This is a genomic window from Ruegeria sp. ANG10 (assembly GCF_040705255.1).
Taxonomy (GTDB): Bacteria; Pseudomonadota; Alphaproteobacteria; order Rhodobacterales; family Rhodobacteraceae; genus Ruegeria.
This window is the reverse complement of sequence record NZ_JBFCVU010000003.1, coordinates 13,802-35,932: the sequence shown is the minus strand read 5'-3', so window position 1 is coordinate 35,932 and position 22,131 is coordinate 13,802. Positions and strand designations below refer to the sequence as shown.

25 protein-coding genes and 1 other RNA gene are annotated in these 22,131 nt (G+C 56.7%); 19 read left to right on the top strand and 7 right to left on the bottom strand.

What is annotated here, in order from left to right; genetic code table 11:
* Positions 1–47 precede the first annotated feature (47 nt).
* The 6 genes from chrA to AB1A64_RS07305 all read right to left on the bottom strand — a co-directional run bounded on the left by chrA (position 48) and on the right by AB1A64_RS07305 (position 4,261).
* Positions 48–1,301, bottom strand: a complete 1,254-nt coding sequence (gene chrA / locus AB1A64_RS07330) for a chromate efflux transporter (RefSeq protein ID WP_366550809.1) — start codon at positions 1,299–1,301, stop codon at positions 48–50.
* Positions 1,298–2,113 (bottom strand): sulfurtransferase/chromate resistance protein, encoded by an 816-nt coding sequence (locus AB1A64_RS07325; protein ID WP_366550808.1) that lies wholly within the window; start codon positions 2,111–2,113, stop codon positions 1,298–1,300. The genes chrA and AB1A64_RS07325 overlap by 4 nt, the downstream gene beginning before the upstream one ends.
* 127 nt (positions 2,114–2,240) lie before the next feature.
* Complete coding sequence (locus AB1A64_RS07320) at positions 2,241–2,672, bottom strand: ester cyclase (protein ID WP_366550807.1); 432 nt, start codon at positions 2,670–2,672, stop codon at positions 2,241–2,243.
* A 100-nt stretch (positions 2,673–2,772) separates the two neighbouring features.
* Positions 2,773–3,120, bottom strand: a transfer-messenger RNA (tmRNA) gene (gene ssrA / locus AB1A64_RS07315).
* Positions 3,121–3,156: 36 nt separating this feature from the next.
* Positions 3,157–3,519, bottom strand: coding sequence for a DUF4345 family protein (locus tag AB1A64_RS07310; RefSeq protein ID WP_366550806.1), 363 nt, complete (start codon positions 3,517–3,519; stop codon positions 3,157–3,159).
* A gap of 10 nt (positions 3,520–3,529) precedes the next feature.
* Positions 3,530–4,261: a GntR family transcriptional regulator gene (locus tag AB1A64_RS07305; protein ID WP_366550805.1), complete on the bottom strand. Its 732-nt coding sequence runs from the start codon at positions 4,259–4,261 to the stop codon at positions 3,530–3,532.
* Between the two features lie 86 nt (positions 4,262–4,347).
* Here AB1A64_RS07305 and AB1A64_RS07300 point away from each other — a divergent pair, with 86 nt between their 5' ends.
* The 18 genes from AB1A64_RS07300 (at position 4,348) to AB1A64_RS07215 (ending at position 20,518) form a co-directional block, all read left to right on the top strand.
* On the top strand, positions 4,348–5,139 hold the full coding sequence (locus tag AB1A64_RS07300) for a DUF2182 domain-containing protein (protein ID WP_366550804.1): 792 nt from the start codon (positions 4,348–4,350) through the stop codon (positions 5,137–5,139).
* 4 nt (positions 5,140–5,143) lie between these two features.
* Positions 5,144–5,848, top strand: coding sequence for a DUF1326 domain-containing protein (locus AB1A64_RS07295; RefSeq protein ID WP_366550803.1), 705 nt, complete (start codon positions 5,144–5,146; stop codon positions 5,846–5,848).
* Positions 5,848–6,354, top strand: coding sequence for a DinB family protein (locus AB1A64_RS07290; RefSeq protein WP_366550802.1), 507 nt, complete (start codon positions 5,848–5,850; stop codon positions 6,352–6,354). Before AB1A64_RS07295 ends, AB1A64_RS07290 begins: the two co-directional genes overlap by 1 nt.
* A complete protein-coding gene (locus tag AB1A64_RS07285) occupies positions 6,355–7,458 on the top strand; it encodes a dimethylsulfoniopropionate demethylase (protein WP_366550801.1) in 1,104 nt (367 codons plus the stop codon).
* 103 nt (positions 7,459–7,561) lie between these two features.
* Positions 7,562–8,557 (top strand): acryloyl-CoA reductase, encoded by a 996-nt coding sequence (gene acuI, locus AB1A64_RS07280; RefSeq protein ID WP_366550800.1) that lies wholly within the window; start codon positions 7,562–7,564, stop codon positions 8,555–8,557.
* Between the two features lie 186 nt (positions 8,558–8,743).
* Entirely contained in the window at positions 8,744–9,307 is a 564-nt protein-coding gene (frr, locus tag AB1A64_RS07275) for a ribosome recycling factor (RefSeq protein WP_366550799.1), read from the top strand.
* An 8-nt stretch (positions 9,308–9,315) separates the two neighbouring features.
* On the top strand, positions 9,316–10,047 hold the full coding sequence (locus AB1A64_RS07270; RefSeq protein WP_366550798.1) for an isoprenyl transferase: 732 nt from the start codon (positions 9,316–9,318) through the stop codon (positions 10,045–10,047).
* Positions 10,044–10,826 carry a phosphatidate cytidylyltransferase gene (locus AB1A64_RS07265; RefSeq protein WP_366550797.1) on the top strand — a complete coding sequence of 261 codons (783 nt, stop codon included), beginning with the start codon at positions 10,044–10,046 and terminating at the stop codon, positions 10,824–10,826. The genes AB1A64_RS07270 and AB1A64_RS07265 overlap by 4 nt, the downstream gene beginning before the upstream one ends.
* On the top strand, positions 10,826–11,998 hold the full coding sequence (dxr, locus tag AB1A64_RS07260) for a 1-deoxy-D-xylulose-5-phosphate reductoisomerase (protein WP_366550796.1): 1,173 nt from the start codon (positions 10,826–10,828) through the stop codon (positions 11,996–11,998). Before AB1A64_RS07265 ends, dxr begins: the two co-directional genes overlap by 1 nt.
* Positions 11,999–12,002: 4 nt before the next feature.
* Positions 12,003–13,355, top strand: a complete 1,353-nt coding sequence (rseP, locus tag AB1A64_RS07255; protein WP_366550795.1) for an RIP metalloprotease RseP — start codon at positions 12,003–12,005, stop codon at positions 13,353–13,355.
* Between the two features lie 90 nt (positions 13,356–13,445).
* Positions 13,446–13,574, top strand: coding sequence for a hypothetical protein (locus AB1A64_RS07250; protein ID WP_264187062.1), 129 nt, complete (start codon positions 13,446–13,448; stop codon positions 13,572–13,574).
* A gap of 127 nt (positions 13,575–13,701) precedes the next feature.
* Positions 13,702–16,062 (top strand): outer membrane protein assembly factor BamA, encoded by a 2,361-nt coding sequence (bamA, locus tag AB1A64_RS07245; protein ID WP_366550794.1) that lies wholly within the window; start codon positions 13,702–13,704, stop codon positions 16,060–16,062.
* Positions 16,063–16,068: 6 nt separating this feature from the next.
* Positions 16,069–16,653: an OmpH family outer membrane protein gene (locus AB1A64_RS07240; protein ID WP_366550793.1), complete on the top strand. Its 585-nt coding sequence runs from the start codon at positions 16,069–16,071 to the stop codon at positions 16,651–16,653.
* Between the two features lie 72 nt (positions 16,654–16,725).
* On the top strand, positions 16,726–17,199 hold the full coding sequence (fabZ, locus tag AB1A64_RS07235) for a 3-hydroxyacyl-ACP dehydratase FabZ (RefSeq protein WP_170358383.1): 474 nt from the start codon (positions 16,726–16,728) through the stop codon (positions 17,197–17,199).
* The gene (gene lpxA, locus AB1A64_RS07230; protein WP_366550792.1) at positions 17,196–17,981 is read left to right on the top strand and encodes an acyl-ACP--UDP-N-acetylglucosamine O-acyltransferase; all 786 of its coding nucleotides are present in this window, start codon (positions 17,196–17,198) and stop codon (positions 17,979–17,981) included. Before fabZ ends, lpxA begins: the two co-directional genes overlap by 4 nt.
* Before the next feature lie 4 nt (positions 17,982–17,985).
* The gene (lpxI, locus tag AB1A64_RS07225) at positions 17,986–18,780 is read left to right on the top strand and encodes a UDP-2,3-diacylglucosamine diphosphatase LpxI (RefSeq protein WP_366550791.1); all 795 of its coding nucleotides are present in this window, start codon (positions 17,986–17,988) and stop codon (positions 18,778–18,780) included.
* Entirely contained in the window at positions 18,780–19,937 is a 1,158-nt protein-coding gene (gene lpxB / locus AB1A64_RS07220; protein WP_366550790.1) for a lipid-A-disaccharide synthase, read from the top strand. Before lpxI ends, lpxB begins: the two co-directional genes overlap by 1 nt.
* Positions 19,937–20,518 (top strand): cadmium resistance transporter, encoded by a 582-nt coding sequence (locus tag AB1A64_RS07215; RefSeq protein WP_366550789.1) that lies wholly within the window; start codon positions 19,937–19,939, stop codon positions 20,516–20,518. The genes lpxB and AB1A64_RS07215 overlap by 1 nt, the downstream gene beginning before the upstream one ends.
* Here the strand turns inward: AB1A64_RS07215 and mnmA are convergent.
* Complete coding sequence (gene mnmA, locus AB1A64_RS07210; RefSeq protein ID WP_366550788.1) at positions 20,515–21,660, bottom strand: tRNA 2-thiouridine(34) synthase MnmA; 1,146 nt, start codon at positions 21,658–21,660, stop codon at positions 20,515–20,517. The two genes, AB1A64_RS07215 and mnmA, sit on opposite strands and share 4 nt — an antisense overlap.
* A 129-nt stretch (positions 21,661–21,789) precedes the next feature.
* Between mnmA and AB1A64_RS07205 the strand changes: the two genes are divergently transcribed.
* Positions 21,790–22,083: a DUF1153 domain-containing protein gene (locus AB1A64_RS07205; protein WP_366550787.1), complete on the top strand. Its 294-nt coding sequence runs from the start codon at positions 21,790–21,792 to the stop codon at positions 22,081–22,083.
* The last annotated feature ends 48 nt before the right edge of the window (positions 22,084–22,131 follow it).

Here is a 22,131-nt window from a genome sequence, read left to right as displayed (position 1 = left end):
CATAGGGGATTTCGACGGAAACGAAAGACCGGGTATGCGAGGATTGTTCAAAGGAAGTGAATTCCCGTTCCAATCACGGCCATGATGGCCAGAGTCGTTGCCATCCCAAATTTAAACTTAAAAATCAATAGCCCAGCCAATAGTGTCAGGATCAGAGCGGCAGGATCCAGGCTAGCTGGATCGGGCCTAGGGATGGTCACCGGACCCCACGACTGTTGGGGAATAGTCTGAAACAGAACGTTCAGACTGAACCACACCGACAGGTTAAGAATCACACCTACTACAGCGGCAGTAATCCCGTGCAGCGCGGCGGACAACCTTGGACGGGTCGCCAATTGGTCCAGATAGGGGGCGGCCATGAAAATCCACAAAAAACACGGTACAAATGTGGCCCAAAGGGCGACGACTCCGGCCGCTATTGCAAGCGACGCACCGCCGTTGATTTGACCGGTCAACATGGCGACAAACTGGGTCACCAGAATCAGCGGTCCCGGGGTCGTTTCGGCCAGCCCCAGCGCGTCGATCATCTGATCTGTGCTGACCCATTGATATTTTTCCACCACAGTCTGGGTCATATAGGCCAGCACTGCATAGGCCCCGCCAAACGTGACAACGGCAAGGCGAGCAAAGAACCAGCCCAGATCGCTCAACAGTTTTTGTCCCGTCAAGGTCAGTGCCAACAGTGGCCCCAGCCACAGAACCAGCCAAATTGCGGCGGTACCGAGCATGCCTTTGGCCTTTGGGGCAGGGGGTGCATTTGCGGTATTGACCTCTCCGTTATAGGTGACATAGCCCCAGAGTGCTGCCGCCAGGATGATCAGAGGAAAGGGAAGGTTTAGCGCGAATATTGCAAGAAAACCCAGCCCAGCGATCGCCCGATGCTGTGTGTCGGTCAGAGCTTTGCGTGACAGGTTCCTTAGAGCCTGAAGAACGATGACAATCACCGTCGCTTTCACACCCAAAAAACCAGCCTGTACCAATGGCAGGTCGCCAAACGCAGCATAGAGCCCAACAAGAACGGCGATGACAAACGCCCCTGGCAGCACAAACAGGGCACCAGCGATCAACCCGCCGGTCACGCCGCGCAGACGCCAACCGGCATAAGTGGCCAGTTGCATGGCCTCGGGGCCGGGCAGCAGCATGCACAGGGACAAGGCGCGCAGATAGGCCTGTTCGTCCAGCCACGGGCGTCGCTCGACCAGTTCCTGGTGCATCAGGGAAATTTGCGCGGCCGGCCCTCCGAACGACAGCAACCCGATGCGGCCAAACACCCGGACAAGTTCTGATAGGGATGGCGTCATGATTTGCGATCCGTTGGCCAGTCGTGACCCTCGTCAAACGCGTCCCGCGCCCAGCGGTACAGCGCGTCATATAAATGCAGCCCAGCCTCGAGGTTCTGGTGATCATCGCGGTATTGACGTGACAGGCCGACCGAGATTGCCAATAGTCCGGCAGCCTCCGGGGCGAGATCATGGCGATTGGTGTCGGCGGCCCGAACGACCGTGGCTAATCGGTCAAGCGTGGGCATGCGCAGCTGAAACTCGTCCAGCATGGTGTCAAAAGTACAGCGATCCTGTCTGTGGGACCAAAACGTATCCTCGATATCGAACGGGGTTGCGTCAAAGGCCTCGGCGGTGGCTTGTACCTCAGTCGGTGCCACAAATAGAAACTGCGCGTCTGGGTCCACGAAACGGCGGATCAGCCAGGGGCATGCGATCCGATCGATTTTGGGCCGGTGACGCGTGACCCAGAAGGATCGACCACCCTCGTGCCATGGTACCGCCGAGGCTGGAACCCGCGGCGCGTCGGGCATTTCCCGCCAGCCAAACATACCACCTTCCAGGTATTCCGCCACACAACCTTTGCTGCGCAGCCAAGAGACAACCCCTTGGCTGAGCTTTTTGCCCTTTTGGCAAATGATGACTGCCGCACGGTCGCCAACCCTTTCGGCGATCCCGTCGATATCTTTGGCGGGAAGACGCAATGAGCCGGGGATTAGATAGGGGTCAGCTGTGAAATCCTCATCCAGACAAATGTCGACCAGAACCGGAGCCTGTGGCGTTCCTATCAGGCGCATCAGCTGTTTAGGTGTAATTGAATTGGGCGCAGGCATGGCATGTCTCCTGGTTTGGGCGGATACATGCGAAACTTGGGCTGGCGCCTCACGGGGCGTTCGCAATCTTACCCCATGACCTTTGCTTACGGCTAAGCGCCAAACGGGTCAAGATTGCCTGAACGTGTTACGCCCAATCGAGCCTTTGACCTGTCATGCAGACAGGTAAGGTGTCTTGCGGAAACTGCCCGAGTTGTTCGAACAAAGAGATGAAGTCGAATTGGTTATAAGCCTCGACCATACGACCATCCTTGACCCGCGCGAACACGCTGCCAGTGGCCTTTAGCGGGGCGCCATTGTCGGCGCGCGTCGTGCTGACATGCAAAATGGCTGACACCCAGTCACCATCTTCGAGGATCTTTGGAATTTCGACCTTGATGTCCCCAAGAACGTGACGAAATGCCATGACCAGATCGCGGAAATCATCCGCGCCGACCTGCATTTCGGGAATCAACCCTTCGGCCATGGTATCCGAGCTAAAATACTGATCTATCGCATCAAGGTTCCCGTTTTCCCAAACCTCGGAATACCATCCTTTGACGACATCTGTATGGGACATCCCGACTCTCCTTTTTCTGTCGGGGTCAGCATGAGACCAAAGGGTGAATAAACTCTGAACGTGAACAAGATCAGGGTTAAACCGCAGACATTAGTGGGAAAATGCAGGTTTCTGTTGCCAGGTACCTGCGAACCCCGCCTTACGCGGCTAGGCGCAAGGACTTAAGTTTCGGTCTTGTTACTGCTTACGCAGCAACTGCAACCGGAGCACGATTGTCGTTTGCAATTGTACTATTTTCGCCGGTAACGGTGGCAGACAGCCGAGACAAAGCTAACCCCTTTAGACGTTCGTCGATCCTATTTCGGCCCCAAAATCCTCAAACGAAGGATGGTTGGTGGAGCCGCCGGGTACCGCCCCCGGGTCCGATCCGCTTATTACGAGCGCGTTTATGTCCATAGTCCCGAAAGACATATCCTATATAGGTGAGCACGCGCGTGGATGCAAACCGGGAATTCTAATCTACGCTTGTTTTAAAAACAGACGCTTACGCGGCCCTATTGATGTTCGCAAAGATCAACCACAGCGCCAGGGCTAATTCGATTCCACCGAATGTCATCGCTTTGATCAGCGGCGGGTTATCGAGAATTACCGAGACAAACCGCCCAAGCGCCGCGCCCGCATAAACAACGCCCAACATAGCATAAGCCATAGGATTGTTAAGCCACAGCACCACCGCGCCGGTTACGACAAAAAGCCCACCGACTGATGCACGCATCTCGCTAAGCCCCATGTTGCTGTCGGTTGGTGTCAAATCCAGCGAAGCTGCGGTGAACGCGGGCGCCAGAAATCCGAAGAGGCCAAAACCTATGGTCAGAAGGGCGGCAATTACGTTCAACGCTGTTGTCATCTGTCCCTCATCACGCAGGTTTACGATGTTGCTGGGCGACATCCTGGGCCAGCTTACGGGTGTATTCTTCTAGCTCAACTAGTTTTGCATCCACCTTTGCCGCATCCCTTTGTTCCAGCGCATCGGCAATCTGATTGTGCAACGCGATGATTTCCTCACGCGATCTGGCGGTGAAGGTGATCATGTTCATCAGGGGCTGCATGGCTTCGACAGCTCCGGCCAACTGATAGGAAAGCACCGGGTTGTCTGCCCCATCGACCAGGGCCCGGTGAAACGCAACGTCTGATGCGCAAAAGGCCTCATCCGAAAGCCCAGGCTGTGCCTGACGGAAAATCTCGGCCCGCATAGTGGCCAGTTGATCCGAAGTACGGCGTTGCGCAGACAATGACGCGCAGGCGCGTTCCAGCGCAAATCGGGCCTCGCAGGCAGTATCAAAACTGACCGCATTCATCGACAACAACAGTGTTGAGGTTGTGATTTGCTGCGAATACGCGTCCTCAAAACTGATCCGGTTGACAAAAGCACCCCCGCTGGCGCCACGCTGCGTCCGGATCAGGGATTGTGCAGCTAGCCGCTTCAAGGCCTCGCGTACAGTAGGCCGTGAGACCTGAAACTGGTCAGACAGTTCAGCCTCGGATGGCAAACGCTCGTCCACGATCAATTCACCCGAGATGATGGCATCACGAATGGCCTGCGCGATTTGCGCTGACAAATCGGCGGGTTTTCGAGGGTCGATTTTCATATTCCGGGGACCGTTGGTGAGATTTTATTTGTCTGACATTTAAAAGTCTGACATTTGAAATGCAAGGACTGAGTCGGGAGGGACGCATGAGTCGCGCAGTTCTACGCAGCGGTTTATGGCTGGGTTTTTACGGTCTGATCCTGTGGGCGTGGTGGATGATGTTCACCATGAGCCGCGGCATGGATCTGGACTGGATCGGGCGCCCAGGCCCAATGGGGCAGGCGATGGCCGCCATGGACCCTCGCATGGATATGTACATGCCGATGGCCGAATTCGGTCCGTTGTTCTGGATGTGGGCCATCATGATGGCCGCAATGATGCTGCCGACCCTAGTGCCGACCTTGCGCAGCTATGACGACCTGATCCACAGCGCCGACGGCACGCGTGCTGGTTGGCTGGGCGTTCTGGCGGGGTATTTCATCGTCTGGGTCGGGTTCGCGGCGCTGATCACGGGGGTTCAGCTGATTTTGCTGTTCGGTGGCGTCGTTGACATGCTGGGAATTGCCAAATCGGGCGTTGTTGCCGGTGGTTTGATGATCGCAGTTGGGGCTTTTCAGTTCACTAAAGCTAAGGAAGTCTGTCACGGTGTGTGTCACGCGCCGATGACTTATTTTTTGGGCCACTGGAAAACCGGTTTCTCTGGCGGCCTGCGCATGGGTTTTGGGCTGGGTGCCTTCTGCGTCGGCTGCTGTTGGGGCTTTATGGCGCTGGGGTTCGTTGGTGGTGTTATGAGTTTGCTTTGGATGGGTCTTGCGACGCTGTTCATGGTATTGGAAAAATTGCCTCAGATCGGACACGCAGTGACACGGCCAATGGGGTTTGTTCTTGTTGCAGGGGGAATTCTCCTGCTGATCTATCCCTTTATTTTCGGAGGATAAGTATATGGCTAAAAACAGAAAATCTGAAGCCGACAGGCTGCCGATCAGCCAGCGCATTGATAGCCGTATGCCCAATCCCAAGCGGCGCGAGATGAGCCCGACGGAATGGGCAATCAAAGGCGAATTGATCCTGAACTGCTCGTGCGATGTGTTTTGCCCCTGCGTAGTATCGCTTGGGGCGCATCCTCCGACCGAAGGGCATTGCCACGCTTGGATGGGGGTCATCATCGACGAAGGCCATTACGAGGGCGAGGACCTGTCGGGTTTGAACGTTGGTCTGCTGGTTGATATCCCCGGTCGCATGGGTGAGGGCCAGTGGAAAGTTGCGGCCTACGTCGATGAACGCGCTAGCGGTAAGGCCTATAACGGTCTGCTGCAAATCTTTAGCGGACAGGCGGGCGGGACCACCGGTCTGTTCACCATGCTCGTTAGCGAGATCATCGGTGCTGAGCGTGCACCAGTCCAAATTGAACGCGATGGTAACAAACGCCGCATCGTGATCGGTCGAAAGATTCAGGGCGAGATTGAGATGCTGGCGGGTAAAGATCCCGAGCATCCGGTGATGGTTTCGAATTCGAAATACTGGATGGGGCCGGACATCATCGTGGCGCGCGGCACCAAATCCAAGGTGCGTGACTATGGCCGCGTCTGGGATTTCGGTGGTAAATCAGCCGAGATTTGCCCCATTGACTGGCATGGACCAAAATAATGATCACCGGGGCCTATGCGCAGGAAATGGCGCGGTATAATCACTGGCAGAACAGCCAGTTATCCGCTTTTCTTCAAGATCTGACGCCCGAGGAGCTAGCGAAAGATCGAGGCGCTTTTTTTGGCTCGATCATGGGGACTGCTAACCATCTTTTGTGGGGTAACTGGATTTGGATTTCGCGCTTTGATCAGGGCGATGGTCCAGGTGGCGGCATTCCCGAAAGTGTGTCTTTGTGCGCTGATCTGGCCGAGTGGCTGCCGCTGTGCAAAACAGTTGATGCCCGCATTTCCAATTGGGCTGGATCGCTGGAAGAGGACCTACTGACCGGTGAATTCACATGGTTCTCGGCGGCAAAAGAAGCTGACGTTACATTGCCTTACGCGCAATGCGTCATCCATATGTTCAACCACCAGACCCATCATCGCGGGCAATTGCATCAAATGCTGACCGAGACTGGATCAGCCGCACCTGTCAGCGATTTGGTGTTTATGCCCACGGAGGTTTGAATGCCGCAGATTTCCTTATCCCGCCGGTTGCGGCGCACGCCCTTCTCAGACGGTGTCGAGGCAGCGGGTGTCAAAGCGTTTACGGTATATAACCGCATGCTATTGCCCACAGTTTTCGAAAGCGTCGAGGCAGACTACAGGCATCTGAAAGCCCACGTTCAGGTCTGGGATGTTTCCTGTGAACGGCAGGTTGAACTGCGCGGCCCGGACGCGGGTCGTTTGATGCAAATGCTGACGCCGCGCGATCTGCGGGGGATGTTGCCAGGGCAGTGTTATTACGTGCCCATCGTCGATGAAACCGGTGGGATGCTAAATGATCCTGTGGCGGTGAAATTGTCCGATGATCGTTGGTGGATTTCCATTGCGGACAGTGACTTGCTTTTTTGGGTCAAAGGGGTCGCCAACGGGTATCGGCTGGATGTTCTGGTGGATGAACCCGACGTGTCGCCCTTGGCGGTTCAGGGGCCCAAGGCGGATGACCTGATGGCGCGTGTGTTCGGCGATCGCGTGCGGGATATCCGGTTTTTCAAGTTCGATATGTTCGAATTCGAAGGGCGTGACCTGGCCGTTGCTCGGTCGGGCTATTCGAAACAGGGTGGGTTCGAGATCTATGTCGAAGGCACTGAAATAGGCATGCCATTGTGGAACGCCCTTTTTGCGGCGGGTGAGGACCTGCAGGCGCGGGCGGGTTGTCCCAACCTGATCGAGCGGATCGAAGGTGGTTTGCTGTCTTATGGCAATGACATGACCGACGACAACACGCCGCACGAATGTGGTTTGGGCAAGTTCTGTAACACTCATACCGCGATTGGGTGTATCGGTCGGGATGCATTGTTGCGTGTGGCCAAGGAAGGGCCGGTGCAGCAGATTCGTCCAATTGCGATTGAGGGCGACGCAGTGCCGCCCTGCGACCGGCCGTGGTCTGTGTTCTCAGGTGGAAGGCGTGTGGGGCAGGTGACATCGGCCGCGTGGTCCCCGGATTTCGGGACGAATGTTTCTATCGGCATGCTGCGGTTGAGCCACTGGGACGCAGGGACTGTTATCGAGGTTGAAACGCCAGACGGAATGCGCCGCGCAACAGTGCAGGAAAGGTTCTGGATTTAAAGGTGGATTGGGGGCTCTGCCCCCGTCGCTGTGCGACTCCCCCGAGGTATTTTGGCCAGGTGAAGTACAAAGGCTGGCTTTGGAAAAACGAAAGGAATGTTGGATGTTCAATGCATTGGTGATGGAAAAGGATGACGAAAGCGGTCTGGCCAGCCCCTCGGTCAAGCAGTTGTCTCTGGATGATTTGCCAAATGGCGACGTGACCGTGGCGGTCGAGTATTCGACAGTGAATTACAAGGATGGTTTGTGCACGTCGCCAAAAGGCGGCGGGCTGGTGCGAAACTACCCACATGTACCGGGCATTGACTATGCCGGGACAGTCGAAGCGTCATCAGATGACCGCTTTAAGCCAGGTGACAAGGTGGTTTTGACCGGCTGGCGCGTGGGTGAGGCGCACTGGGGCGGGTATTCGCAGAAAGCCAATGCGCTGGCCGATTGGCTGGTGCCCTTGCCCGATGGCTTGGATGCGCGCCAGGCGATGGCCGTGGGCACGGCCGGGTTTACCGCGATGCTGGCCGTTATGGCGCTTGAAGATCACGGGATGACACCCGATCACGGGCCAGTTCTGGTGACCGGGGCCGCAGGCGGTGTCGGATCGGTGGCCACGGCCATTCTGTCCAATCTTGGCTATGAAGTGGCAGCAGTTACCGGTCGGCCAGAAGCGGGGGATTATCTGAAATCCCTGGGGGCCAGCACAATCGTCCCGCGGGAAGAGCTGAACGAAACCACCAAACGGCCCCTGGAAAGCGAAAGCTGGGCTGGCTGCGTTGATGCGGTCGGAGGAGAGATGCTGGCGCGCGTCCTGGGGCAGATGAAATACGGTGCCTCGGTCGCGGCTGTGGGGTTGGCGGGTGGTGCTGCTTTGCCTGCGACGGTCATTCCCTTCCTTCTGCGCGGCGTAAATCTGCTGGGTATCGACAGCGTGATGCAGCCTTATGAAAATCGCGTCCGGGCGTGGCGGCGTATCGCCACCGATCTGCCGATGGACAAGCTGGAAGCGATGGTTCAGCCAGCAACCCTTAACGATCTGCCGCAACTGGGCGCTGATATTCTGAAAGGTCAGGTCAAAGGTCGCGTCGTCGTTGACGTAAACGCCTGATCGGAAAAGCTTCCTTCAGACCGGTCGACTAGGATGTCGTCCGGTCTGTTTGGTATTTAAACAACCGAAAAAATGCTGAAGACACCTCTGGTCATTGGCGCATTTCCACATCATCATTGCTATACATCCCAATTGCGATGGCTTAGAAGCCATGCAAACAGCACCTGAATACGGGGAGTGAGCAGCATGTCTGACGATTTCGAACTAGATACCGATGATCTGAAACGGCGCATGGATGGCGCCATGGCCAACCTCAGAACCGAATTCGCCTCGCTTCGGACCGGGCGGGCGTCGGCCTCGATGCTAGAGCCGGTGATGGTAGATGCCTATGGCTCGATGACTCCGATCAATCAGGTTGGGACGGTGAATGTACCCGAACCGCGCATGGTGACAGTCAATGTTTGGGACAAGGGGCTGGTGGGTAAAGTCGAAAAGGCGATCCGCGAAAGTGGGCTGGGGATCAATCCGCAGCTGAACGGCACGATCATCATGCTGCCAATCCCGGAACTGAACGAAGAACGCCGCCGCGAATTGGGCAAAGTTGCCGGGCAATATGCTGAACACGCCCGTGTCTCGATCCGGAATGTGCGCCGCGACGGGATGGATCAAGTCAAAAAAGCCAAGGCGGACGGTATGTCCGAGGATGATCAGAAATTCTGGGAATCCGAGGTTCAGGACCTGACCGATGAGATGATCAAATCTGTAGACGCCGCGCTTGAGACCAAGCAGGCCGAGATCATGCAGGTCTGAGACAGGGAATGCTCAACACCCCTCATACTTCGCCCGCGCTTGGGCCGCGCCATGTCGCTATTATCATGGACGGAAATGGTCGCTGGGCGCAGGCGCGTGGTCGGCCAAGGCTGTTCGGACACCACGCCGGGGCGCGGCGCGTGCGCGAGGTGGTTGAGGCCTGCCCGGAACTTGGAATCAAATACCTGACGGTTTTTGCCTTTTCCACCGAGAATTGGAAACGCACGCAGGCCGAGGTTGCCGGGCTGATGAGCCTGTTTCGGCGCTACATTATCAAAGAAACCCGGACTCTGAAGGAGAATGGTGTCCGGGTTCGGTTCATTGGGGATCGCGTTCGATTGGACGCCAAACTGATTGCCCTGATGGACGCGCTGGAGGAAGAAACCAAAAATAACGATCTGGTTCACCTGACAGTCGCCTTGAATTACGGCGGTCGGGATGAGGTTGCGCGGGCCACCAGGCGCCTCGCTTTGGACGTAGCCGAAGGACGGTTGCGCCCCGAAGATGTTGATGAAGAAACTCTGCCCAAGTATCTGGACACGCACGTTCTTCCCGATCCCGATCTGGTTATCCGGACCAGTGGTGAAGCGCGGATATCGAATTTCCTACTATGGCAATCGGCTTATTCCGAATATGAATTCATCGACACGCTCTGGCCGGATTTCACCGCGGCCGAGCTTGAACGGCTGTGCCGCAACTTTGGCTCTCGCGAGCGCCGGTTTGGGGCAGTGCGAGTATGAGCGACGGCCGATGGTCTGACCTAAGCGCCCGGGTTCTGTCCGCCGCCGTTTTGATTGCCATCGGCTCGGTCGAGGTTTGGTTGGGCGGCCTTTGGTTCGAAGCATTCATCGCAATTGCCTGCGGTTTGATGACCTGGGAGCTGGTGCGGATGATCGACCCGGACAAGGTCGGCGTGCGCGTTCAGCTTGGTATTCTGACCGGAGTGGTCGTTTTGATCAGCTATCATGTGCCGCCGCTTTTTAAGCTTCCGGTTCTGCTGGCTCCGGCATTGGTCGGGGCAGGGCAGGTCGGTCGTTCGAAAATGATCTATGCGCTGTTCGCCGTCTGGATTGCCGCATCTGGTCTGGGCTTCATCTCGATCCGCGAGACGATGGGCTTTGGCTGGATGGTTTGGCTGATCTCGGTGGTCGTGGCGACGGATGTGGCCGGGTATTTTGTTGGCAAAACCTTTGGTGGCCCTAAATTCTGGCCCAAGGTCAGCCCCAAGAAAACATGGTCGGGCACTGCCGGAGGCTGGGCCGCAGCAGCCATCGTGGGGGCCGTTTTTGCGATCTATGCGGGATTTGGGTTCATGTTTGTTGTGATCTCGGTTTTGGCCTCGATGGCCAGTCAGGCCGGAGATATCGTCGAAAGTGCGACCAAACGGAAGTTCGAGGTCAAGGACAGCTCGAACCTGATCCCGGGACATGGCGGGTTTCTCGACCGATTTGACGGGATGATGGGGGCGGCCTTGTTCGTTCTGATCGCGGGTTTGATTTACTCCCCCGGGGGCATGTAATGCGCAGAGTTTCCATTTTCGGCGCGACCGGATCGGTCGGGCAGAACACAATCGACCTGATTGACCGGAACCCATCGGCCTATGACGTGGTGGCACTGACCGGCGGGGCAAATATCGAAAAGCTGGCCGACGATGCACGCCGACTGAAGGCTGATCTGGCCGTGACCGCGCATGAGGATCGGCTTGAGGACCTGCGCGCTGCACTATCCGGCAGCGGTGTCGAAGCTGCGGCCGGGCGGGCCGCGTTGACCGAAGCGGCAGCCAGGCCCGCGGATTGGGTCATGTCGGCCATCGTCGGTGCAGCCGGATTGCTACCGGGTCTTGAGGCACTGAAACAAGGTGCGACGCTGGCCCTGGCAAACAAGGAAACGCTGGTTTGTGCGGGACCGTTGGTGCTGGAAACGGCGCGAAAACACAATGCCCGACTATTGCCGGTGGACAGCGAACACTCTGCCGTGTTCCAGGCGCTGGTGGGCGAGGAAATGGATGCCGTTGAGCGGATCATTATCACCGCCAGCGGCGGCGCGTTCCGCGATTGGCCGTTGAGCGATCTGGTCAATGCCACGGTCGAGCAAGCCTCGAGCCATCCGAATTGGGATATGGGGCAGCGGATCACTATAGACAGCGCTTCGATGTTCAATAAGGCGTTGGAAGTGATTGAAACATGGGAATTCTTTGGTGTTTCTCCGAATCAGATCGAAGTGCTGGTGCACCCTGAATCCATCGTGCATTCGCTGGTTGGGTTCAACGATGGCGCGGTCATGGCGCATATGGGCGCACCGGATATGCGCCATGCAATCGGCTATGCGCTGCACTGGCCGGATCGGCGTGAGCTACCGGTCGAACGTCTGAACCTGGCGAAACTGGGTCAGTTGCGCTTTCAGGACCCGGATGAGGCCCGCTATCCGGCGCTGCGCCTAGCTCGTAACGTGATGCAGCGCGGCGGTCTGTCAGGTGCGGTGTTCAACGCCGCGAAAGAGCGGGCTCTGGACCTGTTCATCGCACGCCGGGTCAGTTTTCCCGAGATGGCCCAGATCGTTGAAAGTGTTTTGGACAGATTTGAGTCGTCAGACGGCCTTCTTGATGCCTCTTTAACCCTTGATAACGTACTGCAAACGGACCATCTGGCACGTAAGTGGGCAGAAGAAGCCGTGATGCAGAAAGCAGGATAGAAACTTGGACGTACTCTCTCTGATCCCTCAATTCGGCAACTTGCTTTATACCATCGTTGCCTTTGTGATCGCCCTGTCCGTCATCGTCGCGGTACATGAATACGGCCATTATATCGTTGGGCGTTGGTCCGGCATCCATGCCGAGGTGTTCTCGGTCGGGTTTGGCCCGGTATTGTGGAGCCGTATCGACAAACGCGGAACCCGTTGGCAGATCGCAGCCTTGCCTTTCGGTGGGTATGTCAAATTCCTGGGGGATGCCAACGCCGCATCCGGCAAGGACGAAGGCGCGATGCAGGAAATTACCGAGCAAACCCCCGAAGAACTGCGCCGCACCATGCACGGCGCGCCGTTGTGGGCGCGGGCAGCTACTGTTGCCGCTGGGCCCGTGTTCAACTTTGTGATGTCCATTGTGGTGTTTGGCCTGATCTTTATGTCTCAGGGCGTTACGCGCGAACCTTTGACAGTCGGCGAATTGCGTTCGTTGCCTGGAACAGCTCAGGAATTGCAGGACGGTGATGAAATCGTCGCCATAGCGGGTCTTCCCGTTCCTGATTTTGATCAGCAGGGGGCTTGGTCTGATTTTACGGATGCACTCCCGGTTGAACCGGAATTGGATTACACGGTGATCCGCGATGGGCAGACACTGGATGTATCCGGCCCCTGGTTGTTCCCAGCGCTGATCCAACAGGTTGTTCCGCGCAGTGCAGCCATGGATATCGATCTGAAGTCCGGCGACGTCATTACAGCCGTCAACGGCGATCCAATCTTTGCCTTTGAGCAGCTCAAAGAACATGTAGAGGGGTCGGACGGTAAGGTTTTGTTGCTGAACGTTTGGCGGGACGGGGCCGAGCTTGAATTTGCCCTGGCCCCACGTCGCACGGATGAGCCGCAGCCCGAAGGTGGCTTTGTAACCCATTGGCGTATTGGCATTGTGGGTGGAATGGCTTTGGAACCTGCGACGGAACCTGCGGGCCTTCTGGCATCGCTTTCCGGCGGTGTGCAACAGACCATTCGCATCGTCGACGGCTCTCTGTCGGGCGTCTGGCATATGGTGACGGGGGCGATCAGTACCTGCAACATTTCCGGTCCTATCGGCATTGCGGAAACTTCGGGTGCGATGGCCAGCCAGGGTGCCCAGAATTTCATTTTCTTTATTGCCGTTCTGTCGACTGCCGTAGGCTTGCTGAACCTGTTTCCCATTCCGGCATTGGATGGGGGCCATCTGGTTTTCTACGCGTATGAAGCCATTGCAGGCAAACCACCCAGCGACGGTGTGCTGCGCGTGCTGATGGGGGTTGGTGTATCGTTGATCCTGGGGCTTATGGTCTTTTCGGTTACGAACGATTTGTTCTGCTGATTGTGGCATCGATCGCAAGAAAATGCCCCAATTCCGCCTCAATTCCAGCTTAGGTTGATGACCGGTAATTGAACCGTGCCAGAGGTAGTTATGACAAAGGCCCTGCGTAAATCCGCCAAAAGCTTTGGGTGCCTGTTCGTGTTGAACTGGGATACATTGCTGTTCTTCGGTGTGACTGCCGTGGCAATGGGCGGTTGGGCCTATTTGATCACTATGTGATTCTTAAGACCTGTTATTGAAACTACACAAGGCGGCCCACGGGCCGCTTTCTGTTTTGGTCTTTTGACAAGGCTAAATATTCTCGCTAATCAGCTTTAAAGTCCAAAAATATTGGGTAGTGAAAAATATGACTGATAGGCGAGGCGCGGGCACATCCTGCGGTGGGCAGAAGCCGAAAAACAAGATTTTGTGGCGGTCACTAACGTTAATATTCCTTCTTACATTGGTAGGTTTTGTACCTTTGCCGCAGGCCGCGTGGGCGCAAAATTTCGTCATTAATTCGTTCGATGTCGAAGGCAACAGACGTATCGAAACCTCGACCATTATTGAACGCACAGGAATCGAGCCGGGCCAGTCGGTCACAGCGGGTGAATTGAACGATGCCTATCAGCGTTTGCTTGACAGTGGTGTTTTTGAGACAGTCGAATTGACGCCGCGTGGCAGCACGCTGGTGATCGAAGTTGAAGAATATCCGACAATCAACCAGATCAGCGTTGAAGGTAACAGCCGCGTAAAAGATGACGTGCTGCTTGAAGCGATCTCGTCAGAGCCACGCCGCGTCTTTACACCGCAAGTCGCAGAGGCTGACGCTGACCTCATCGCCGAGATCTATTCGTCTCAGGGGCGCGTGTCTGCAACGGTCATTCCCCGTATCATTCGCCGCAGTGACAACCGTGTCGATCTGGTATTCGAAGTCGCAGAAGGGACCACTATCGAAGTCGAGCGTGTTAGTTTTGTCGGCAACCGAGCTTATTCTGATCGGCGCCTGCGTAGGGTTCTGGAATCGAAACAGGCGAATATCCTGCGGACGTTTGTCAGCAGCGACACATTCATTGCTGACCGGATCGAATTCGACAAACAGGTCATTCGGGATTTCTACCTGTCCCGCGGCTATGTCGATTTCCGCGTGAACAGCGCAAATGTGGAATTCACTCGCGAGCGCGACGCTTTCTTCCTAGTGATGAATATCACCGAAGGTCAAAGATTCTCATTTGGGCAGATCAGCACTGTCAGCGAAATTCCGGGCGTGGATCCTGCTCCGTATCAGGATGCGCTGAAAATTCGACCGGGAGTGACTTATACTCCGATGCTGATCGAAAACTCGATTGCGCGGATGGAACGTCTGGGCATCAAGCAGGGCGTCGATTTCCTGCGCGTTGAACCGCGCGTGACGCGCAATGCGCGCGACCTGACGCTGGATGTGCAGTTTGTTCTGACCAAAGGCCCAAGGATATTTGTCGAACGGATCGATATCGAAGGCAACACAACCACGCTTGACCGTGTGATCCGTCGTCAGTTTGACACTGTGGAGGGCGACCCCTTTAACCCGCGTGAGATCCGTCAGGCCGCTGAACGTATCCGGGCCTTGGGCTTCTTTGCCGCGGCCGATGTCGAGCCGCGCGAAGGATCCTCACCCAGCCAAGTGATTGTGGATGTTGATGTCGAGGAGCAACCGACAGGCTCGCTGAGCTTGGGTGGTAGCTACTCGGTGTCTGATGGTTTTGGGGTCGCGATTGGGCTTCAGGAGTCTAACTTTCTGGGGCGCGGGCAAACAATTGGCGTCAACTTGTCGACTGCACAGGATGCCGAACAGTACACGTTGAACTTCTCGGAACCTTATCTGTTGGGGCGCAAACTTCGGTTTGACCTGGGATTGGGCCTGTCGACGACCAATTCAAGCTTTGCCAGCTATGACACCGAAACGCTCTTCTTCCGGCCTCAGTTGAGCTATGCGATTGGCGAGTTGTCATCCCTGCGTCTGCGCTATGGATGGCAGAACAGCGAAATGACCCAGCAAGGTGATGAGGTTAACGGCGCGGTCATTTCTTCGGAAATCGATCAGGGTGAGCGCACGACCAGCTCTCTTGGTGTGTCATACGTTTATGACAGCCGGATCGGAGGCCTGAACCCAAATGCAGGCGTCCTGTTTGAGGCCGGTATCGATGCCGCAGGATTGGGTGGAGATAACGAATACTTCAAGACGACGGCCCGTGGTGTCGCCCAAACACGGGTTTGGAACGAGGAAGTTGTTCTGCGTGCGTCGATGGAGGTTGGTGCGCTGCACTGGAGAGGTGATGATTTCAGCCGCACTATCGACCGCTTTGTTTTGGGGCCCAGCATCTTCCGCGGGTTTGAGCCCGCGGGTCTTGGTCCGCGCGACTTGTCCAACGGGCAGGATGACGCAATCGGGGGCAACTACTATTGGGTTGCACGTTTGGAATCGGACTTTCCGCTGGGATTGCCTGAAGAATTCGGTCTGCGCGGCGGAGTGTTCTACGACTTTGGCAACCTGTACAACCTTAACGACGTCAACACGGCCGGTGCTGACATCGTCGGCGAAGACGGCGCGATCCGCCACGTAATTGGTGTGTCGGTTCTGTGGGAAACGCCGTTTGGTCCGCTGCGTTTCAACTTCTCGAAAGCGTTGAAAAAGGAAGACTTTGACAAAGAGCAGAACTTTGACCTGACGGTTCAGGCCCGGTTCTGACCCTGAATGTTGAAAACTGTGTTCATGAATCTGCAGGGCCCTTTACGGGCCCTGTGCGTTTTTCTGACCCTTGTCTATTCGGGACCTGCGGTGGCTCAGCAATTGGGGGTTCCGCAAAGCAGCGTGGTGACGTTGTCCAGCGAGCGTTTGTTCGCTGAATCTGCCTTTGGTCAGCGTGTCCTTCGAGAGATCGAGGCCGAAGGCGTTCTTTTAGGGGAAGAAAACGAACGGATCGTGGCCGAGCTGAGTCAAGAGGAAAAAGTTCTGACGGAACAGCGCGCGACCATGACGGCCGAAGAATTCCGCCCTCTGGCTGATGCTTTTGACGAAAAAGTTCAATCGCATCGGGAAGGACAGCGCGCAAAATTGGACGTACTGGCACGGCGTAGTGAAGAGGCTCGACAGACGTTTCTGGAACTTGCGCGGCCGGTTTTGATCGACCTGCTGCGAGAATCCGGCGCTTCGATAATCATCGAGCGATCCAGTGTTTTCCTCAGCTCGGATCGAACCGATATCACCGATGCCGCCATTGCGCGGATCAATGCGGCGATCGGCGACGGCAGCGCCGCTGAAAATGGGGCCAGTGAATAGGTTTGCTTGCCCTTAGGGCGCGGTATTGCTAACCACGCCGCAAACAGAAATCCAGAATGGGACTGCGACACCATGAGCACGGAAACCAAAAGCGCCGATATCCAGTTGATCCAACGGATCTTGCCGCATCGCTATCCGTTTCTGCTGGTCGACAAGGTGGTTGATATCTCGGGCTATCAGTCGGCTGTTGGCATCAAGAATGTCACCATGAACGAGCCGCATTTTCAGGGCCACTTTCCCGGAACGCCGATCATGCCCGGCGTGACCATTGTCGAGGCGATGGCACAAACTGCAGGCGTGATGCTGGGCGTCGGTATGGACGTGATCGACAGCGAACTGCTGATCTACTTCATGAACATCGATAAGTGCAAATTCCGCCGCAAAGTGATCCCTGGCGATGTGCTCGAAATGCATGTGGAAACCGTGCGCGGTAAGAAGGGTGGCAAGATCTTCAAGTTCAGCGGCCGGGCAACGGTTGATGGCGAAGTCGCAGCCGAAGCCGAATTTTCGGCCTATGTCGACTGGGACATGGAAAAGACAACATGAGCGGCATTCACCCAAGCGCAATCATCGAAGACGGTGCGCAGATCGGTGAAGGCTGCACAATCGGGCCGTTCTGTTTTGTCGGCAGTCAGGTCAAACTGGGCGACCGGGTCGAATTGAAATCACATGTTGTCGTCACCGGTGATACCCAGATCGGTGATGAGACCGTGATCTTCAATTTCTCGGTGATCGGAGAAATTCCTCAGGACCTGAAGTTCGGGGGCGAAGATACGCGGCTCGAGATTGGCAAACGCAACCGCATTCGCGAGCATGTGACGGTGAATACCGGAACTGAAGGCGGCGGCGGTGTCACCCGGATCGGCGACGATTGTTTGCTGATGGCGGGTGTGCACGTGGCGCATGACGTTCAGATCGGCAACCGTGTAATCATGGTGAACCATGCCGGTGCGGCGGGCCACTGTGTCATCGAGGATGACGTGATTGTGGGCGGGATTTCCGGCCTGCATCAGTGGGTTCGCGTAGGCCGTGGTGCAATCATCGGCGCGCTGACCATGGTGGCCAATGATGTGATCCCCTACGGCCTGGTTCAGGCGCCTCGGGGCGAGTTGGACGGGCTGAACCTGGTTGGCCTGAAACGGCGTGGCGTCTCGCGTGAGGATATCTCGGCCCTGCGCGCAGCCTTCCGCGAATTGTCGACCGGCGATGGTACTTTCATGGAGCGTGCGCACCGGGTGGGTGCAGACAACGAAAGCGAATATGTGCAGCGGATCGTGGATTTCGTGACCGGGCAATCCGATCGCTCGTTCCTGACGCCGAGGAAATAGGTCGATGCTGGCATTGATTGCTGGAACAGGCGCATTGCCGGGCGAAGTGGTTGACCAACTTTCCGATCGCCCTCTGATTTGTGCGATGGAAGGGTTCACACCGGACACTTTGACTGCGGATATCGTCTTTCCGTTAGAACAGTTGGGAAGCTTCCTTGCGGATTTGAAGGCGCGCGGTGTGACCCAGATTTGCATGGCTGGCGCGGTGCGTCGTCCTGCCATTGATCCATCGCGCATCGATGCGGCCACGATGCCTCTGGTTCCGGTGTTACAGCAGGCGATGATGTCCGGGGATGATGGGGCATTGCGCGCCGTGATCGGCATATTTGAAGATACCGGGCTGACTGTTCGTGCCGCGCACCAAATTGCCCCGGCGTTACTGCCGGAACTCGGGTGCCTTACCGAAACGCAGCCATCCGAGGCTGATCTGTCCGATGCAGACAGGGCAGCTGGTATTCTGCGGGCCTTGGGGACTGCGGATATCGGTCAGGCTTGTGCGGTGTCCAAAGGGCAGGCGCTTGCAGTCGAAAGCATCTTTGGCACAGATTGGATGCTGCAATCCCTGACCCAACGACCGGATGCAGGGGGGGGCGTTTTGTTCAAGGCACCAAAACCCGATCAGGATCGACGCGCTGATTTGCCGACCATTGGCCCGGGAACCGTTTCTGGTGCGGTGGCCGCCGGGCTGGCCGGTATTGTCATCGAAAAAGGTGGTGTGATCGTGTTGCAGCAGGATCGGGTCATCGACGAATGTAACCGACTGGGCCTGTTTCTGTATGTGCGTGAGCGGGCGATCTGATGCGAGTCTTCCTGGTCGCCGGTGAACCTTCGGGCGACCGTTTGGGCGGCGCCTTGATGGAAGGGTTGCGCAGCCTTGTACCCGATATCCAGTTCGATGGCGTTGGCGGACCGCTGATGCAGGCGCAGGGTTTGGACAGCCGCTTTCCAATGGCCGAACTGTCGGTGATGGGGCTGGTTGAGGTTTTGCCCAAGTTCTTCCACCTGAAACGTCGGATTGCCGAGACAGCTCAGGCCGTTCTGGATACGCAGCCCGATGTCTTGATCACCATTGACAGCCCGGATTTTTCTCTGCGCGTCGCCAAGCAGGTAAAAGCGCAGAGCGATATCAGAACGGTGCATTACGTCGCCCCCAGTGTCTGGGCGTGGCGCCCGGGGCGCGCGGACAAGATGGCCAAGGTAATCGACCACGTTCTGGCACTGTTGCCGTTCGAGCCACCCTATATGGAACGCGCGGGGATGGAGTGCGATTTCGTTGGCCATCCGGTGGCCAGCGAACCGATTTCTACGGATCAGGATATCCAGGATTTTCGCGCGACCTACGATCTGGGCGACGCGCCGATCATTCTGGCGCTTCCTGGCTCGCGCGGGGGTGAGATTGAGCGTCTGGCTTCGATCTTTGGTGAGGCGCTGCGCCTTTATCTGAACGACAGGCCGGACACACGCATTGTGGTGCCCGCGGTTGCGCATATGGTGGATACCGTCACCGAGCATATGCAGAGCTGGCCCGGAAACCCTGTCGTCGTCGATCCGCGTAAGATGCCTTCGGATCAGGCACAAGCACAGAAACGGGCCGCGTTTGCGGCGGCAGAGTTGTCGCTGGCCGCTTCGGGGACGGTTTCGTTGGAACTGGCCGCGCAATCGACGCCTATGGTGATAGCCTATAATCTGAACTGGCTGACCACCCTGATCGCCGAGCGGATGGTTAAGCTGGATACTGTAACGCTCGTCAATCTGGTGTCCGAGACCCGAACGGTCCCCGAGTGTTTGCTGGATGATTGCCAACCTGAACAGATTGCAGAAGCGTTGAAACAGGTCACGGCTGCACCCGATGCACAGCGCGATGCCATGACCCTCACGATGGAACGTCTGGGGCGCGGTGGTGAGGCCCCCGGTTTGAGGGCCGCCCGAGCCGTTCTTGATCGGATGACTCCGTAATGCTGGATTTCGTACTGTTCGGCCTGTCTGCCTTTATGGCTCAGATTCTGACCAATCTGGACAATCTGGCGGCGCTGCTGGCGCTGTCGATGGTGTCGGGGGCCAAACGCGCAGTCTTTGGCTTTTTGCTTGCGCAGGGGGTTGTGATCAGCGCAGCGCTTTTGCTGGCGCTGGGGGTCGAAGATGTGGTGCCGCATTGGGCTGGGTATCTGGGGCTGATACCTTTGGGTCTGGGCATCTTAGCCTTGATCCGGCAAAGGCGGGGAACCGAGAGTGAAACGCACGCAAATCTGGATACCGGGGCGTCGGTGATCATGGTCACGCTGTTGTTCATCAGCCTGTCGATGGATACGTTTGCGGTCCTTGCGCCTCTGCTGGCCGACTCGGCCCCCACGTTCAGAACGGCTGGTGTTATCGGGGCCGTGTTGGCGGCACTTGGTCTGGCTACTGTTGCGCTGTTAGGGGCAAAAGCACCGTTCATGAGCGGTACATTGGCCCGGCGATTGGAACGGTTGGTTCCTTATGTGATGATTTGCGCCGGGCTCTATATCCTTAGTAACTCTTGGACGGACGCGATTTAATACCCGCGCCAGATCCAGCCACCGCCAAAGATACGGCTGCCTTCCGACGCGTAGAACACGCATGCTTGACCAGGCGAGACGCCTTCTTCGGGCGTCAACAGCTCAACCTCTGCCGTGGTATCGGACAAAGGTCTTATGATCGCCTCGCGCGGGGGGCGGGTCGAGCGGACCTTGACCAGAACATTCCATTCACCGCGAGAGGTGAAGGGCTCATCCCCCAGCCAGTTGATTTCACGCACCGGAATGGTGCGAGTGGCCAACATTTCTTTGGGGCCGACAACGACTTGCTTCGCGTCCACGTCCAGTTTCACGACGTATAACGGCTCGCTAAGGCCACCGATGCCCAGACCGCGGCGTTGTCCGATGGTATAGTGGATCACGCCGTTATGCTGCGCCAACACGCGCCCGTCGGCATGCACGATCTCACCGGGTTCTGCCGCACCGGGGCGCAGTTTTTCGATGACGCTGGCATAATTGCCGTTGGGCACAAAGCAGATGTCTTGACTGTCCGGCTTGTCCGCCACGGCCAGCCCGTATTGCGCGGCCATCTCGCGGGTGGCGTCCTTCGAGGGCAGGTGACCCAGAGGGAAGCGCAGGAAATCCAACTGCTCTGGCGTGGTCGAGAACAGGAAATAGGATTGGTCCCGGTTCGCGTCCTCGGCACTGTGCAATTCCGGCCCCCTCGGGCCCATCTTGCGCTGGATATAGTGGCCGGTGGCCATACAGTCGGCCTCAAGGTCCTTGGCCGTTTCCAGCAGGTCCTTGAACTTCACCCGTTCGTTGCAGCGGATGCAGGGCACAGGCGTTGCTCCGGCCAGATAGCTGTCGGCAAACTCGTCGATCACCGCGTCTTTGAAAATATTCTCGTAATCCAGAACATAGTGCGGAAAACCACGTTCCTCGGCCACACGGCGTGCGTCATGGATATCGATCCCGGCACAGCAGGCACCTTTTTTGGCCAACGCCGCGCCGTGATCGTAAAGCTGCAACGTCACGCCGACCACGTCATAGCCCTGATCTGCCAGATGGGCGGCGACTACGGAACTGTCTACACCGCCAGACATGGCAACAACCACCCGCGTTTCCGAGGGCGATTTGGCAAAGCCAAGCGAATTGAGTTGGGTCTCGGCAGCGAGGGCCATAGTGATTCCAGTGCGGGTTAAGAAAGACCGGCAGAATATAGGAAAATTCTACACACTCTCAAGGGGCGGTTTCACTCTGCATTAAGTAGGGTGGTGTCAGCTTTGTCGCAGCACGAAGAGGGTCATAAAATGTTTTTGCACAAAGTTGAGGGTCCAAGATCCATAACCCTGCCGGATGGAACGGTTTTATCGCGCGCCGATCTGCCGCCAAAAGATACGACACGATGGGTCGCATCGCGCAAGGCAATCGTCGTACGGGGGGTGGTTTATGGGCTGATCACACTGTCAGACGCCAAAAAGCGATACGGCCTCAGTGATGAGGAGTTTAACGCATGGGTTACGGCCGTCGCAGAACACGGCACGGACGCTTTAAAGGTGACCGCGTTAAAAAAATATCGACAACCTATGGATGAAAAGGAATAAATGATTCAACGGTAACGTCAGATTAACCATTTTTGAGCAGGCTCATTT